The sequence below is a fragment of the Thalassotalea fusca genome (genome assembly GCF_053485835.1).
Genome location: NZ_JBQRUN010000018.1, coordinates 50163 through 65835 on the forward strand (window position 1 = coordinate 50163; position 15673 = coordinate 65835).

Here is a 15673-nt window from a genome sequence, read left to right on the forward strand (position 1 = left end):
ATCTATGTGTTGGCGCTAAGCGAAAAACGCAAATTTAATAATAAACAGTATCGACAGAGCTAATACGCTCTTACTGATTTGATTAAATTCACCGCTGAAAATTCGCACTGCGCTGTAGCTGATAAAGCCAAACGCAATGCCGTGAGCAATTGAGAATGTGAGCGGCATGGTAATACAGATTACAGCAACAGGCACTGCTTCAAGCACATCGTCCCATTTTACATTTACTAAACCAGCAAGCATCAATACCGCCACATAAAATAGAGGTCCTGCTGTCGCATAAGCAGGCACCATCCCTGCAAGCGGTGAAAAAAATAAGCACAATAAGAAGCATATGCCCACGACCACCGCTGTTAACCCAGTTCTTCCACCTGCGCTTACACCCGCTGTACTTTCAACATAGCTTGTGGTGGTCGACGTCCCCAACATGCTTCCTGCAACAGTTGCGGTTGAATCTGCTAATAGCGCTTTTCCTAATCGAGGCAATGTGCCTTTTTCATCGAGTAGATTGCCGCGTTGGGCAACGGCTATCAAAGTGCCCGACGTATCGAATAAATCGACGAAAAGAAACGCAAATATAACACTCAACATACCGACTTCAAGCGCACCCATGATGTCGAGTTGCATAAAGGTCGCTTCCACTGACGGAGGCGCTGAAATAATTCCTTGGTATTCAATGTCACCTAAGATCAAGCCTATGGTTGTGATGACTAAGATCGATATCATCACAGCGCCATTTATGTTGCGTCGTACTAGGCCAACGATGATAAATAGCCCAAGTGCCGCGAGCAATGCAGGTAGGGCGCTAATGTCTCCCATCGTCAGTAGCGTAGCAGGGCTGTCGACGACAATACCTGCATTTTTTAAGGCGATAAACGCCAAGAAAAGACCAATGCCTGCTGCGATGCCAAATCTCAACGATTGAGGGATACTATTTATAATCCATTCTCTGATATTAAGCAGGCTGAGTAAGATAAATACTAGACCTGAAATAAATACACCGCCAAGACCGACTTGCCAGCTATATCCCATTTCTAAGACAACTGTATAGGTGAAAAATGCGTTTAATCCCATGCCTGGGGCCAATGCAATGGGGTAATTGGCAACAAACCCCATAACAAAACAGCCGATTGCTGCGGCAATACACGTAGCAACAAATACAGCACCGTGCTCCATACCGGCATCGCTTAAAATGGCGGGATTTACGAAAATAATGTACGCCATGGTTAAAAACGTTGTAATACCAGCAAGTGCTTCTTGCTTAACGTTGGTATTGTGTTGTTCTAGTTTGAATAGTGTATTTAGCATATTAATCGTCAGTTTTATTTGAGCACGAAGCTAAGCTTTTGTAAGAGAGAATGATTATCACACTAAAGTATTTTGATATACAAATCTACCAATTGGCATGAATTGAAAGACCAGAACTTACATTCTATAAACTGTTGAGATTGTAGCGAGTAGAGGTGGAGCGTGCGTTTGATGTTTCAAACGCACGGAATGAACTTGCATTAACCCTATTTAATTTCGACGATATCCAGTGAGTCAAATGCGGTAACAGGTGTCGCAGGCTTTGATTCCTTAAACGATTCTTGATCAAATGCTAAATCCCCACCAGCAACAATAGCAGAATCTTTGGTGATCGCTTTGAAATCAAATAACTCACTGTCGCAAAGGTGTGAAGGTACTACATTTTGCATTGCAGTGAACATTGATTCGATTCTACCGGGGAAGTCGCGATCCCATGTTTGCAGCAATTGCTTTATGTTTTGTCGTTGCAGATTCGGCTGTGAACCACACAAGTTACAAGGAATAATAGGAAATTGTTTAAGTTTTGCGTATTGCACTAATTCTGGTTCTTTGCAGAATGCCAATGGACGAATAACAATGTGTTCACCATTGTCAGACATGAGCTTCGCAGGCATGGCTTTCATTTTTCCGCCATAGAACATGTTTAACATGAGAGTTTCAATCATGTCGTCACGATGGTGGCCTAACGCTATTTTGGTTGCACCTAGCTCATTTGCGGCTTTGTATAAAATCGCACGACGAAGACGAGAGCATAAACTACAGGTTGTTTTTCCCTCAGGTACTTTCTCTTTTACAATAGCATAGGTGTCTTCTTCGACAATTTTATAGTCGACGCCAAGTTTGTTTAAGTATTCTGGTAGCACATGTTCAGGAAATCCAGGTTGCTTCTGGTCCAGGTTGACGGCTACTAAATCAAAATTTATGGGCGCTAATTCTTTTAAAATCATCAATATCGACAGTAATGCATAGCTGTCTTTACCACCCGATAGACATACCATGATTTTGTCACCATCTTCTATCATGTTGTACTGCGCTATCGCTTTGCCAACGTGACGACGGAGCCTTTTCTCTAATTTAGCCAACTGGACTTTTTCGGTCGGCGTTAATGGTAACTGTTCGGATGTAAGAGTTGATTGAGCGCTCATAGTAATACCTGAATTTATTTCGGCGCGTATTATACGTAACTCTCGTACTAAATGGTATTAAAAGTAAAAAGCTACTAAGGCAAACTGAAAGTGCTTAGTAGCTTGGATGGAAATAACTCGTTATTTTTTCGCCGCTGGTGAAATGTAATTATCAGGTTTTAATGCGAGCAAATCACAGTTAAGCCGATCGATGACGTGTTCTGCTGTATTGCCGATAAGTGCTGCAGATAGTCCAGTTCGACCAACAGTGCCGAGAATGACCAGTTCAGCGTCAAGCTTCTTGGCGACGTTTTCTATGACATCTTCAGGAAGGCCTTCTTCTACATGCGTATTGGCAACATCAAAATCAAATTGCTCAGCAAGTTCTTTCATCGCGGAAATATGGTGGTTTTTCATCGAATCGTTGTATTCATTCGCGTTAAATTCTGGAATTTCTATGGCAATATTGACAGGCGTGCCGGGATAAGAATTGACTAGATGACCATTTGCTTCGATTAGTTTTGCTAAGTTTTGTGTTTCTTCAACTATCTTATTATTTAACTGCTGATGTTCTTCTTCATCACTACCAACATTAACCGCAGCTACGATATTGCCATTCTTTGGCCATTGGTGATCTTTAACCAGTAGTACTGGGCAAGGACATTTACGCAATAAATGCCAATCGGTAGGCGTGAATATGACCGATTTCAACTTATCATGTTGGTGAGTACCTTTGATCAAAATATCGAAGCCATTATAAATGACTTGTTCAAGAATGGGTTCAAAAGGGCGATTATGCCAAACGACCGTGCTTTCTATATTGAGGCCGTCATGTGCAATCTCTTCTATTAACGACGATAACCAAAGTTGGCGATCATTAATAACAGACTTCATCATTGCATCACGTTCATCTGCCGATAACATCGTCGTCATTTCATAGGAAAAATCATAGATACACAGATATGCCGTAATTTTCGCATTAGTACATTTTGCGAGTTCTACTGCTCTTTTCAGTGCCTTTTGATCTTCAGTTGTCGGATCAATAACGACAAGAATATTCTGATATTTCTCCATGACCGTCTCCTAATGACAGCTAAATATGTATTATGGCAATTTGACTAAGCATTTAGTCAACTTGGTATAATTATAGTCATCATGCAAGAATTAATGTCAAGATCATTTGCGCTAGATCAACGATTAGCCAATAAGAAACAAGGTTTTAATAATGAAAGGTTATAGTGAGTGAGAATGTACCGCTTACATAGCGGCACACTCAGCAAGTTTTTCGTGATCGGTAATCGTAATGAGCTTGCCATCAACATTGATCAAGCCATTTTTATGAAAGCGGTTAAGTAATCGGCTGATGGTTTCAACCGTTAGACCAATATAATTACCTATATCTGAACGTGTCATAGATAAGCGAAACTCTGAGGCTGAAAACCCTCGCTCATGATAACGACGGCTAAGCGTAGCTAGAAATGTTGCTAGGCGTTGCTCTGCATTCTTTCTATTGAGCAAAGTGAGCATTTCCTGATCAGAGCGGATTTCATTGCTCATTAAGCGCATTATCTGTTTCTTAAGTTGCGGCATGGCATTTGATAATGAGTCTAATGTATCAAATGGAATTTCACACACCATAGATGTTTCAAGTGCTTTAGCAAAGCTCGGGTGTTTCGCGTTTGCAATAGCATCGAAACCTAGTAAATCACCAGCCAGATGAAATCCTGTAATCTGCTCTTCACCGTGCTCATCGACAGTATAAGTTTTAAAGGTGCCGGAACGAATAGCGTACAATGACCGCATTTGTTCACCATCTTGAAATATTTGTTCACCTTTATGAATCGGTTTTTTCCGATCAATTATTTGGTCAAGGCGGTTTAACTCGTCTTCATTAAGCGAGTAGGGGATACAAAGTTCACTAATACTACAACTTTGGCAATTAATATGTGATTGACCAGAACATGGATGCTTTTGCATAAGATCCCTTATTTGGCTTTAAAACCATGGGTTTTTTAATGAAATATACCCAAGGCAGTATTTAGCGTCATTATTCCATAAATGATGAGTATTGTCGCCATACATTGTCGAAAAATTTTGCTAGATAACAAGGACTTCAAATTAATGATGCCAAATGAAACAGTTAAAAGTGCAGGTATTGTTCCTAAGCCGAAAAAGCACATGATCAATGCACCATTAAATGCACTGCCACTGGCAATTGACCAGGTTAAGGTAGAATAGACCAAGCCGCAGGGTAACCAGCCCCATAAAGCGCCTAGGCCAAGTGATTTCTTAAACGAATCAACGGGGATTAGCTTTTGACTCATAGGCGACAAGTAACGCCACCAACGTTTACCTAAAGCTTCAACTTTAGTTAGGCCCATGTACCACTGGCCAATGTAAAACCCTAGCAATACTAAGAATATACCAGCAATAACTTGTAGCGTGATTATTGGCAAGCCGAGCTGTTTAACCGACAGTGAACCGGTTAATCCAGCAATCGCGCCAATAAAACTATAAGACGAGATTCTGCCCAAGTGATAGCCGAAGCTTAGTGTGAACGACTGTGCGCTATCGGGTGTTTTTTTAACTGAGCTGGTTAACATAGTTGAAATGCCACCACACATGCCAATGCAGTGACCTGAACCTACTAAACCAATAATAAATGCCGACAGCCAATCAATGCTCATTTTTTATCGACTTCTTCCTTGTTATTTTCAACACTGTTAATAGGCTTTTTATTGCTTTCGTCGTCTTCGAATAGAATACTAAGACCTTGCTTTTCAAGGTCATCAAATTGGTCAGATTTCACTGCCCAAAAAAACAAATAGATGCCGATAGCCGTGAGCAATACCGCGATTGGGATTAATATATAAATTATGCTCATTTCTTTAGTAACCTTAATGAGTTGGTAACAACTAAGATTGAACTTAATGACATGCCTATTACTGCCATGTACGGTGTAATATAACCGCTAACAGCAAGTGGCAATACAATGGCATTATAGCCAAATGCCCATAAGTAGTTTTGTACAATTATTTTTTTTGTACGTGTTGCTACGTTTCGTAAGGTATTAATAGCACTCAATTTATTGTTGAGCAAAATAACATCAGCACCACTTTTAGCGACGTCAGTACCACTGCCCATAGCAATCGAAACATGGGCGGCACCAAATACAGGTGTGTCGTTAACACCATCGCCTATCATCGCTACGGTATAATTATCTTGCTCTTTCTTGATAAGCGTCATTTTGTCTTGCGCTGTTTTGTCACTATAAATTGCGTCCATATTCAAGACTGATTGCACTTTTTCACAACCCTTAAAATGATCACCTGATACCATAAGTGTGCGAATATTTTCACGAGATAGCGCACCGATTAATGCAGGTGCGTCTTCGCGTACTTCGTCTGTTAAATACAACGCAGCGCAAACCCTATTGTTAATTACCAAAATACAGTTAGCATCCTGAAACGACTGCATATCATTTTCGGTCAACAACCAAGTTGGTTTACCAATCGCTACATTGTCACCACTGACGGTACCTGTAACCCCTTTTCCAGCTTCAACTTGAACATTGCTGGCCTTATATGCAAAATCACGGTGTTTCGCAAATGCTTTAGCTATGGGGTGTTCTGAATGACTCTCCAATGCAGCTGCATACGCAAGTAATTGCTCCTTTGTGAAGCCTGCGTCGATTATTGTTACATTGGTAATTTCAAAGCTGCCTGAGGTCAACGTACCGGTTTTATCAAAAGCGAAACAGTCTAACTTTGGAATAGTTTCCATCACATGGCCTGATTTGATCATGATGCCATCACGGTTAAGGCGCGTTGTAGCACAGGTAAGGGCAGTAGGAGTTGCTAGCGAGAGGGCACATGGGCATGTTGCAACCAATACAGAAAGTGTTATCCAAAATGCTTCTTCAGGTAAATGTTGCTGCCAATATAGGGCCGTAGCAATAGACGTTAGTAGAATAATAGCGACGAATGATTGTGCAATTTTATCTGATAACCGCGCTAATTTGGGCTTATGTGCCTGCGTTGATTCGCTTAGTCTAATTAGTTGACTAAGAAACGAATGTTGGCTGTCGTGCTTCACCCGAACAATCAGGTTGCCATCACCGTTAATTGTACCGGCAAATACTAGATCACCCATGCCTTTTGTTACGGGTAATTGTTCACCTGAGAGCATTGACTCATTAATTTGGCTTTTTCCGTTAACGATCGAGCCATCAGCGGGGATTAGTTCTCCAGGCTTAATAATCACACTGTCGCCTGCTTTGAGTTTTTTAGCCGGAATAAAAACTTCTTCGTTTGCGTCGACTTTAGTGGCAGTCATAGGCATTAATTTTAGCAGGTTTGCAGAAACTTCAGATGCTCTAGAGCGGGCACGAAACTCCAAAAACTTGCCTATAAGTAATAAGAAAGTGAACATGGAGATTGATTCAAAATAGACTTCGCCTTGGGCCGAAATTGTCGCCCAAGTACTCGCGAAAAAGGCTAACAGTATGGCAATTGATACGGGGACGTCCATCGATAAACGTTTAGCTCTTAATGCTGAATAAGCACCAGCATAAAAGGGGAAGGCGCCGTAAAAAATAATCGGTGTGGTTAACATTAGGCTAGTCCAACGAAGGTAGAGCTCAATGTTTTCCGACATGTAAGTGAACGCCCCAAAATATAGCCCTACCGCAATCATCATTACTTGCATCATCAGAATACCTGAGATGCCAAGGCGCTTTATAAAGGTCTTACTTTGTGCTTTATTTGCTTCTTCTACCGCACTGGCTTTGAACGGCAGTGCTTTGTAGCCAACTTTTTCGATGGCGATTAAGATATCGCTGAGCTGTATTTCATGCTCTAACCAACGCACTGTAGCGCGCTGGGTCGTTGCATTGACGGTAATTGAAACTAACCCAGTAAGCTTGTTCAACTGCATTTCAATTAACCACGCACATGCCGCGCAACTAATACCTTCTACAGTTAGAATAGTTTCTTTATACTCTTCAGTTTGATAGGCAAACTCATCTTGCAGACACGCTTCGTCGAGTAGTTTCTTCTTTTGCAATTCTTCAGGGATTAATTGCTCACCTTTCGGTGCTTTTTCAGTGCGAAATCGATAGTAGTGCGTTAGACCATTTTCTACGATGGTATCGGCGACCATCTGGCAGCCAATACAACACATTGGCTGGTCAATAGATTCAATATTAGAAGTAAGGTGAACACCATTGGGTACGGGTTCACCACAATGAAAACAGGCTGTTGGCATTAGTTTGCTTCAGTAGGATTTGGGATAATATTAATAAATTCTGATTGAGGCAACGTTATCTTGTTTTGAATTTCCCACTGGTTATCAAAAGGGTAAATAGTCACGTGCCAACGGCCAGCAACTTCTTGATCTAACGTGTGACGAAATACACCGTTGCCATCTTGTGTTAAAGACAATTGAAAGTCTTTGTCTGCTAACGTCGGGTGAAAGAATTTCACGTTTAATACTGGAAAGGTTTTCTCGATACCTGTTGGTACGATGGTTAGCGTATTATCGATGTATTTTAACTGAAACTTCATGCCTAGTTTTTGCGCCAATTTCACTTTGGCTAATTTCATATTGATTGCTTTACCTTCCTTGTAATATTCGCCAATCACTAAGCTATCGGGTTCATGGTTCGCGATAATATAGGTCGCAATGCCAGCAACAACGGCAGAGAAGGGCAAAAAGAAAACAAGCCATGCCCAAGGCTCTTTGTACCAAGGAGTATTCATTATGAAAAATTTTTGTCTAAAATTGTGGGCGTATTATATGTTTTTTGCCGTAATTGCACCATTAAAAAAGCAGCAAAATTTAGGCTAGATCAAACAAAAAGCCCTGCTGTGATAACACAGCAGGGCTTTTTAAATACCATCAATTAAATAATCGATTATTTTTGCGAAAGGCTGTAAACGTATGCGCTAATAACGTGTACTTTCTTCTCACCTAAAATGTCTTTCCATGCAGGCATAACACCCGCGCGACCATAGCGAATTGACTCTTCAATGGCACGTGGAGAAGCGCCATACAACCAAGTGTCATCCGAAAGGTTAGGAGCACCTAATGTTAGACCTAGTGCTAAGCTACCTTGGCCTTGATCACCGTGACATGCTGCACACATTGCAAATTTCTCTTTGCCTGCTTCAGCTGAGCCAGTCTCTGATTGGCGACCACTCAAGCTCAATACATACGCAGCAACGTCTTTAACACCTTGATCACCGCCCAGCATTGTTTCCCAGGCGATCATGCCTTGTGCCTTACGGCCATGCATAATGCTGTGCTTGATAGTTTCTGGCTCACCACCATATAGCCAATCTTTATCAGCAAGGTTAGGGAAGCCTGTTGTACCACGAGCATCAGAACCATGACATTGTGCACAGTTTTGCAAAAATAGACGTTGGCCTACTTTACGTGCATTTACTGCTTCTTCGTCGCCAGCAGTTGCTAGGTCTTTGATTTCTCGCTTAGCGAATGCGTCAAAGATAGGGCCATAACGTTTATCTGCAGCAGCAACTTCACGGTCATATTGAACAAGTAAGTCGTTTTCTTTGGCGTGAGCCGCTAACGCTTTTGATTCTTCAATACTTGTGATGCCCTGGTTTGAACTCTTCCAGCCAAATAGGCCTGCCCAGTTGCCTAAACCTGGGTAAAAAAGTAGGTAACCAAAACCCCAAATAATCGTAACTAAGAAGAACGTACTCCACCACTTAGGGAGTGGGTTGTTTAATTCTTCAATTCCGTCGAAGGTGTGACCCATGGATTCACCTTCTTCAACGCCCGCAAAGTTCTTCAAACACCAGCGCAATAATAAGTAACAACCTACTAGTGTTCCTAAAGTAAGAACCGTTATCCAAATACTCCAGAAGCTAGACATTTTTAGTCTCCTGTTTGTTAATTTCTTCCTTGCGATCTTCGTCAAAAATAGAGTTAGCAGCTTCGTCGAAATCTGCTTTACGCTTTTTGCTGTATGACCAAATCACAATAATGATGAATAGTGCCAAAATTAATAAGGCGATTAAGCCTCTAAGCGTTCCGTAATCCATAGTTAATTACTTCAGTGCGTGGCCCAAAGATTGCAAATAAGCAATAATAGCGTCCATTTCGGTTTTACCCTTAACAGCTGCTTTTGCCTTAGCGATATCTTCGGCCGAATAAAGAGGAATAGGATTACCTTGCTCATCTTTATGGCTTCTATTTCTTGTTAAGAAATTAAACGTTTCTAACTTTTTAGCGGTTAACTCGCCGTCTAAAACATTTGTTTCTAACCATTTGAACGAAGGCATGTTTGACTCAGGTACGACTGAACGTGGGTCAATTAAATGTGCACGGTGCCAATCATCGCTGTAACGTCCACCAACACGCGCTAAATCAGGACCTGTACGTTTTGAACCCCATAAAAACGGGTGTTCCCATACATGTTCACCTGCAACTGAGTAGTGACCGTAACGTTCTGTTTCTGCTCGGAAAGGGCGAATCATCTGGCTATGACATACGTTACAGCTTTCGCGAATGTAAATATCGCGGCCTTCTAATTCAAGTGCAGTATATGGACGTAAGTTTTCAACTGGTTGCGTCGTTTCTTTTTGGAAGAACAATGGCGTAATTTCAACTAAACCACCAATGCTGATAGCAATGATAGTAAAAAGGAAAAACATGCCAACACTCTTTTCAACTTTTTCATGTTTATTAATCATGTTGTGCTCCTTATGCCGCTTCAACGCGCTTTAAACTACCGTCTTCAGCTGCGATTGTTTTGAACATGTTGTATGCCATAAGCACCATGCCAGCGACAACTAAACAACCACCTAAGAAACGCATGAAGTAGAATGGGTATGACGCAGTTAAACTCTCAACAAAGCTATACGTCAACGTACCGTCAGTATTTACTGCACGCCACATCAAACCTTGCATTACGCCTGAAATCCACATGGCAACTATGTATAAAACAATACCCGCTGTGTGCATCCAGAAGTGAATGTTTATCAGTTTAATACTATACATACGGCCTTGATTGAATAAATTAGGGATTAAGTGATATACCGCACCAATTGAAACCATAGCAACCCAACCTAACGCACCTGAATGCACGTGACCAATAGTCCAATCAGTGTAGTGAGACAACGCATTCACTGATTTGATTGCCATCATCGGGCCTTCGAAAGTCGACATGCCGTAGAATGACAGAGAAACAATTAAGAAACGAAGAATAGGGTCATGACGTAGCTTATGCCAAGCACCTGATAAAGTCATGATACCGTTAATCATACCACCCCATGAAGGTAGGAATAGTACGATTGACATAACCATACCGACTGATTGTGCCCAGTCAGGTAGCGCTGTGTAGTGTAAGTGGTGCGGACCTGCCCAAATGTATAATGAAACAAGTGCCCAGAAGTGAACAATTGATAAACGATAAGAATAAACCGGGCGTTCAGCCTGTTTAGGTACGAAATAGTACATCATACCTAGGAAACCAGCAGTAAGTAAGAAACCTACGGCATTGTGACCATACCACCATTGCATCATTGCATCTATAGCACCCGAATAAATCGAGTAAGATTTCATCATTGATACTGGGATAACCATACTATTACCAATGTGTAAAACTGCAACCGTAATTATGAAACCACCGAAGAACCAGTTAGCTACATATATGTGTGAAGTTTTACGCTTGATAATTGTGCCGAAAAACACAATTGCATAACTGATCCAAACAACCGCAATCAAGATATCAATCGGCCATTCAAGTTCAGCATATTCTTTACTTGAGGTGTAACCCATAGGCAGAGTGATCGCAGCTAGAACGATTACAGCTTGCCAGCCCCAGAAAGTGAAACTTGCTAAACTGCCACCAAACAATGTTGTTTTACAGGTACGCTGTACAACATAGTAAGATGAAGCAAACAATGCGCTAGTGCCAAAGGCAAAGATAACAGCATTGGTGTGAAGAGGACGAAGACGGGAATAAGTAAACCATGGCGTTTCAAAGTTTAGTGCTGGCCAAATTAGTTGGGCGGCAATAATGACACCAACGAGTGTACCTACAATTCCCCATATTACTGTCATTACAGTAAACTGACGTACAACATCGAAGTTGTAGTCAACTGCTGACGTATTATCTTGAGTCATGTTATGGTTTCCGCAGTTATAATTATTAATCAAATGATGTATTTGTTAAATTAGTACTATTTATAGTCTAAAAAACACACAATTACCTATGTGGTTTTAAATACGCGCGAATAATAGTCATTTGGTGGTAAAAAGTCATTAGCGAATCTGGTAAAATTTGTTTTAAATCAAAAAAAGTTGAGTAACTGCTCAAAAAGACACCATAACTTGTGTTTTATTACGTTAGCAGCTGAAAGTAGACAGGATTAATGTACAAAATATTAACAATTTTAGTTAGTTTTATATCCCTCATGAGTGGCTGCACTCAAGGCTCAGATTTACCAGTGAAACTAGACACGCCACTATGCATTTCTGGCCAATCTACATGCCATATTTCTACCGATTTAGGTGAGTTTGCTATATTGTTTGATCATGCTGAAATTGTAGCTGAAACGTCATTCAATCTTATATTGCGTTCAAATGAATCTATTACTGTTTCTGTATCTGGGTACTTAGAAGGAAAAGATATGTATATGGGCAAGGTTCCGCTAATTTTTGAACAAAATGCTAATGAATATATTGCCCGATTATTGTTAGGTGCTTGTAGCCAGCCTACCATGACGTGGCGAATGTGGTTGACTTTTAAAGATGAAAATAGCGGCAAAGAATTTACACGATTTGTTGATTTTGTGAGTAAACGCCTCTAACCATAAGCGAATTATTTGATTTTGTTTTTTATCTTAACTTATTGATAAATAGCTTTGGTATTGGTTATGCGTTACTTCTCGTGAGGCTGAATCTATTGAGGGATACAGCCTTTCTTCATTTTTTGAGGCGGATATTACTTTCCACAAAATTCCTAACGATTAGGTCTTCGCAAGCTTTTCAACTAGCGTAAATTTAGCGTTGTCTTCGCCAAATACCAGCACACGACAATTCGACCAACCATTGGGGAGCGTCCAAGTATTGTTTTCTTCGATTGTATATAGGTGGCGTTTGTTTTTGCAACGAATATCAAGTTTTGTTAAATGTCCTTCGATATCATTAAGCGAGAATTGATTGCCAACCAAAGTATGAGACCAAAAGTCACTCTTTTGTATATCGCCTTTAATGGATATTGCATTCCCTTGGCTAATCTGTTCCTCAATGCCATTCAATATCTTTTCGTATTCAGGTAGATAACTTTTTGCCAGCGGATTCTTAGCTAATGCATTGTAGGTCTTATACGCACTAGCTAGCTTACTTGCGTTTAGTTCAAGTGCAAATTTGCGCTGTAACAATGAAAGTTTGATTTCATCATCAAGATAATCGCCTTTCAGCGAAATCTGATTTATGTGATGGAGTTCTTTGTGTTTATCTTGCTGCTTTTCTGCCAACATAAGCGCAGCTAATTGATAAAAATTGTGTTCGCTTATATTGGTGTATTTGAGGTTTTCTATCTTGCTAAGATGCTCTTTTGCTATATCAAGTTGGTTGTCTTGCATAGCCTGCATTGCTCGCTGGTAATGTGAACGAAATTTTCTGGAAACACCTTTTTCTCCCTTTCCGTGCATTTTAAAATCCATTTGTACGGTGTTATTGCACTGTTGAACTGGTTTACCATCTTTCATCGCAGGCTCATATTTCCACCGTTTTATGGCTCTCAAACCTTCACGGGTCATATCACTGCTGCCAGATGTTTCATTTACAACCACATTTGATACGCTGCCATCTTTTTCAATGATGAAACTGTATCGTGCCCAACCTTCACGAGATTCCCTCGCGGCTTTTATCGGATATTTGGGCGCCACTCGTTCGATTGGCTCTGGTAGAACAATGGTTTCAATATGTTTAGATAGACTAATTTCATTAGCGTTGCCAGTTGCGACTGTACAGATTAATAGTGCAATTGATGAGATAGAAAATTGGTAATTCATTAAGCTTCCTTGATCAACGGATTATTTGCCGCCACATTAATTGTTGCTGCTACTTTTGTCAATTGCGTGACAAAATGTATCGAATAATTAACGCACTACTATTAGCTTATTTAATATTGGCTATAGCTGTATCGCGCATTTAGCTGTAGTCTACATGCGATATTTTACATCATTGAAAAATGGTTTAATTACTATTCTAGGACGCACATATATCATGAAAAATAATAAATTAGTGCTAGGTGCATTGTGCTTCGCACTTAGTTCCGCTACAGCTATGGCCAATGAAAGTTTTGATAAAGCTTATCATTCTTTCGATCTGGCTGAACTTAAGCAGCAAATTAAAACGTTATCCTCTGATGAGTTTGCGGGTCGTGAGCCTTCAAGCCCTCAGGAGAAGTTAACAACAGGTATGTTGGTTAATGAATTTAAAGCATTAGGCCTATCTCCAGGCAACGGAAAAAGCTATACGCAATCGGTATCTATGGTGAGTATTACTAGCACGCCATCGACATTGAAGATTAGTGATATGGCTTTTGACTTTCCAAAGAATTTTGTCGCTAGTTCCCGCAAAATGGATGCAAATATCTCGCTAAACGATTCTGAACTTGTTTTCGTTGGCTATGGTATTAATGCACCAGAGTATGGCTGGAACGACTATGCTGATGTAGATGTAAAAGGGAAAACGGTTGTAGTGCTTGTTAACGATCCTGGATTTGCAACACAAGATCCGGCGATTTTTGAAGGCAACACGATGACCTACTACGGCCGTTGGACATATAAGTATGAAGAGGCTGCTCGTCAAGGTGCTGCAGGTGCCATAATTGTTCACGAAACAGCACCTGCTAGCTATGGCTGGAATGTTATTGAGAGCAGTTGGACGGGCGCTCAATATCACCTTCCTGCGGGCAATGAACCTGTACTCGATGTTGAGATGTGGATCAGTCACGAAAAAACACAAGAATTATTTTCTAAAGCTGGAATGAGCTTCGAAAAATCGAAAGCTGCGGCAAAAGAGAAAGGCTTTAAAGCGCAACCATTGAAGCTAAAAGCGGCTATCTCAATTGAGAACAAAGTAGAGTCATCAAAGTCTGACAATGTTCTTGCGACTATTCGCGGAAGTGAGAAACCAGAAGAGCATGTGATTTACATGGGGCACTGGGATCACTTAGGAACGGGCGTTATCGATGGCAAGAATGTTGTGTTTAACGGTGCACATGACAACGCCACTGGTACCGCAGGCTTGATGCAAATTGCGAAAGCATATAAAGCATTATCTGAAGCGCCTAAGCGTTCTGTAACCTTTATTGCAGTTACGGCAGAAGAGCAGGGACGATTAGGTTCACGTTATTTTGCGAACAATCCAACAATGCCACTGGATAAGATTGTTGGCTTAATTAATATGGACAGCTTAGATATTACTGGCATGAAAACTGACGTGACAGTTGTTGGCCATGGTAAGTCTGAATTGGAAAAATATTTAGCTAAAGCGGCTAAACGCCAAAACCGCACGTTAACACCTGAGTTGACGCCAGAGCGTGGCTATTACTACCGCTCAGATCATTTTAGCTTAGCAATTAAAGGTGTGCCTGCTCTGAGTGCAGGGGGCGGATCTCAATGGTTAAATGAAGAAGAACTTGCAATCGGTAAGCGTGTAAAAGCGGAAGTAGCTAAGTGTTACCACCAAGCTTGTGATGAATATAGCGAAGAGTGGGGCTGGAAAGGATTAATTGCGGAGTTACAATTGTTCTTTGAAACAGGTTACATACTTGCTAACTCATCTGCATGGCCAAACTGGTATGAAGGTACCGAGTTCAAAGCCGCTAGAGATGCAATGATGAAATAATCATTTCATCATTGATTAAAATTGAATGAAAATACCGACATTTTGTTGGTATTTTTTTATGTGAACTTCGTGCAGGGTTTTAATAAGAGTACAGTCCACCGCATTTTTCACGGGCTATGAAATGAAAAAAGGCCGAGAACAAGTCTCAGCCTTAAAATGTGGCTCCCCTGGTCTGATTTGAACAGGTGACACATGCAGGGTTTTAATAAAAGTACAGTCCACCGCATTTTTCACGGGTTATGAAATGAAAAAAGGCCGAGAACAAGTCTCAGCCTTAAAATGTGGCTCCCCTGGTCAGATTTGAACAGATGACACATGCAGGGTTTTAATAAGAGTACAGTCCACCGCAT

Annotated in this window: 15 protein-coding genes; 2 read left to right on the forward strand and 13 right to left on the reverse strand. The window is 40.9% G+C overall.

All coding sequences use genetic code 11. The features are described 5' to 3' along the window. Positions 1 to 15 precede the first annotated feature (15 nt). The 12 genes from ACSLUK_RS17045 to ccoN form a co-directional block, all read right to left on the reverse strand. The gene (locus ACSLUK_RS17045; protein ID WP_448549975.1) at positions 16 to 1308 is read right to left on the reverse strand and encodes an NCS2 family permease; all 1293 of its coding nucleotides are present in this window, start codon (positions 1306 to 1308) and stop codon (positions 16 to 18) included. Positions 1309 to 1514: 206 nt separating this feature from the next. Then, positions 1515 to 2453 carry a tRNA 2-thiocytidine(32) synthetase TtcA gene (gene ttcA, locus ACSLUK_RS17050; protein ID WP_448549977.1) on the reverse strand — a complete coding sequence of 313 codons (939 nt, stop codon included), beginning with the start codon at positions 2451 to 2453 and terminating at the stop codon, positions 1515 to 1517. A 120-nt stretch (positions 2454 to 2573) separates the two neighbouring features. Then, positions 2574 to 3506: a universal stress protein UspE gene (gene uspE / locus ACSLUK_RS17055; RefSeq protein ID WP_448549979.1), complete on the reverse strand. Its 933-nt coding sequence runs from the start codon at positions 3504 to 3506 to the stop codon at positions 2574 to 2576. Positions 3507 to 3689: 183 nt separating this feature from the next. Beyond that, positions 3690 to 4409, reverse strand: a complete 720-nt coding sequence (locus tag ACSLUK_RS17060; protein WP_448549981.1) for a fumarate/nitrate reduction transcriptional regulator Fnr — start codon at positions 4407 to 4409, stop codon at positions 3690 to 3692. 35 nt (positions 4410 to 4444) lie between these two features. After that, entirely contained in the window at positions 4445 to 5119 is a 675-nt protein-coding gene (locus tag ACSLUK_RS17065) for a sulfite exporter TauE/SafE family protein (protein WP_448549983.1), read from the reverse strand. Next, the gene (ccoS, locus tag ACSLUK_RS17070) at positions 5116 to 5316 is read right to left on the reverse strand and encodes a cbb3-type cytochrome oxidase assembly protein CcoS (protein WP_448549985.1); all 201 of its coding nucleotides are present in this window, start codon (positions 5314 to 5316) and stop codon (positions 5116 to 5118) included. The genes ACSLUK_RS17065 and ccoS overlap by 4 nt, the downstream gene beginning before the upstream one ends. Next, positions 5313 to 7697 (reverse strand): heavy metal translocating P-type ATPase, encoded by a 2385-nt coding sequence (locus tag ACSLUK_RS17075; RefSeq protein ID WP_448549987.1) that lies wholly within the window; start codon positions 7695 to 7697, stop codon positions 5313 to 5315. The genes ccoS and ACSLUK_RS17075 overlap by 4 nt, the downstream gene beginning before the upstream one ends. Next, entirely contained in the window at positions 7697 to 8191 is a 495-nt protein-coding gene (locus tag ACSLUK_RS17080; RefSeq protein WP_448549989.1) for a FixH family protein, read from the reverse strand. The genes ACSLUK_RS17075 and ACSLUK_RS17080 overlap by 1 nt, the downstream gene beginning before the upstream one ends. A 155-nt stretch (positions 8192 to 8346) precedes the next feature. Beyond that, positions 8347 to 9330, reverse strand: coding sequence for a cytochrome-c oxidase, cbb3-type subunit III (gene ccoP, locus ACSLUK_RS17085; RefSeq protein WP_448549991.1), 984 nt, complete (start codon positions 9328 to 9330; stop codon positions 8347 to 8349). Further along, positions 9323 to 9499, reverse strand: a complete 177-nt coding sequence (locus tag ACSLUK_RS17090) for a cbb3-type cytochrome oxidase subunit 3 (protein WP_448549993.1) — start codon at positions 9497 to 9499, stop codon at positions 9323 to 9325. The genes ccoP and ACSLUK_RS17090 overlap by 8 nt, the downstream gene beginning before the upstream one ends. Before the next feature lie 6 nt (positions 9500 to 9505). Then, positions 9506 to 10150, reverse strand: coding sequence for a cytochrome-c oxidase, cbb3-type subunit II (ccoO, locus tag ACSLUK_RS17095; RefSeq protein ID WP_448549995.1), 645 nt, complete (start codon positions 10148 to 10150; stop codon positions 9506 to 9508). Positions 10151 to 10160: 10 nt separating this feature from the next. Continuing rightward, positions 10161 to 11585 carry a cytochrome-c oxidase, cbb3-type subunit I gene (gene ccoN, locus ACSLUK_RS17100; RefSeq protein ID WP_448549997.1) on the reverse strand — a complete coding sequence of 475 codons (1425 nt, stop codon included), beginning with the start codon at positions 11583 to 11585 and terminating at the stop codon, positions 10161 to 10163. Between the two features lie 248 nt (positions 11586 to 11833). Here ccoN and ACSLUK_RS17105 point away from each other — a divergent pair, with 248 nt between their 5' ends. Then, positions 11834 to 12271 carry a hypothetical protein gene (locus tag ACSLUK_RS17105; RefSeq protein ID WP_448549999.1) on the forward strand — a complete coding sequence of 146 codons (438 nt, stop codon included), beginning with the start codon at positions 11834 to 11836 and terminating at the stop codon, positions 12269 to 12271. 159 nt (positions 12272 to 12430) lie between these two features. On the opposite strand, the gene ACSLUK_RS17110 is transcribed toward ACSLUK_RS17105, so the two are convergent. After that, entirely contained in the window at positions 12431 to 13480 is a 1050-nt protein-coding gene (locus ACSLUK_RS17110; protein WP_448550001.1) for an energy transducer TonB, read from the reverse strand. Positions 13481 to 13694: 214 nt separating this feature from the next. Here ACSLUK_RS17110 and ACSLUK_RS17115 point away from each other — a divergent pair, with 214 nt between their 5' ends. Further along, on the forward strand, positions 13695 to 15323 hold the full coding sequence (locus tag ACSLUK_RS17115; RefSeq protein ID WP_448550003.1) for a M28 family metallopeptidase: 1629 nt from the start codon (positions 13695 to 13697) through the stop codon (positions 15321 to 15323). Positions 15324 to 15673: the final 350 nt, after the last annotated feature.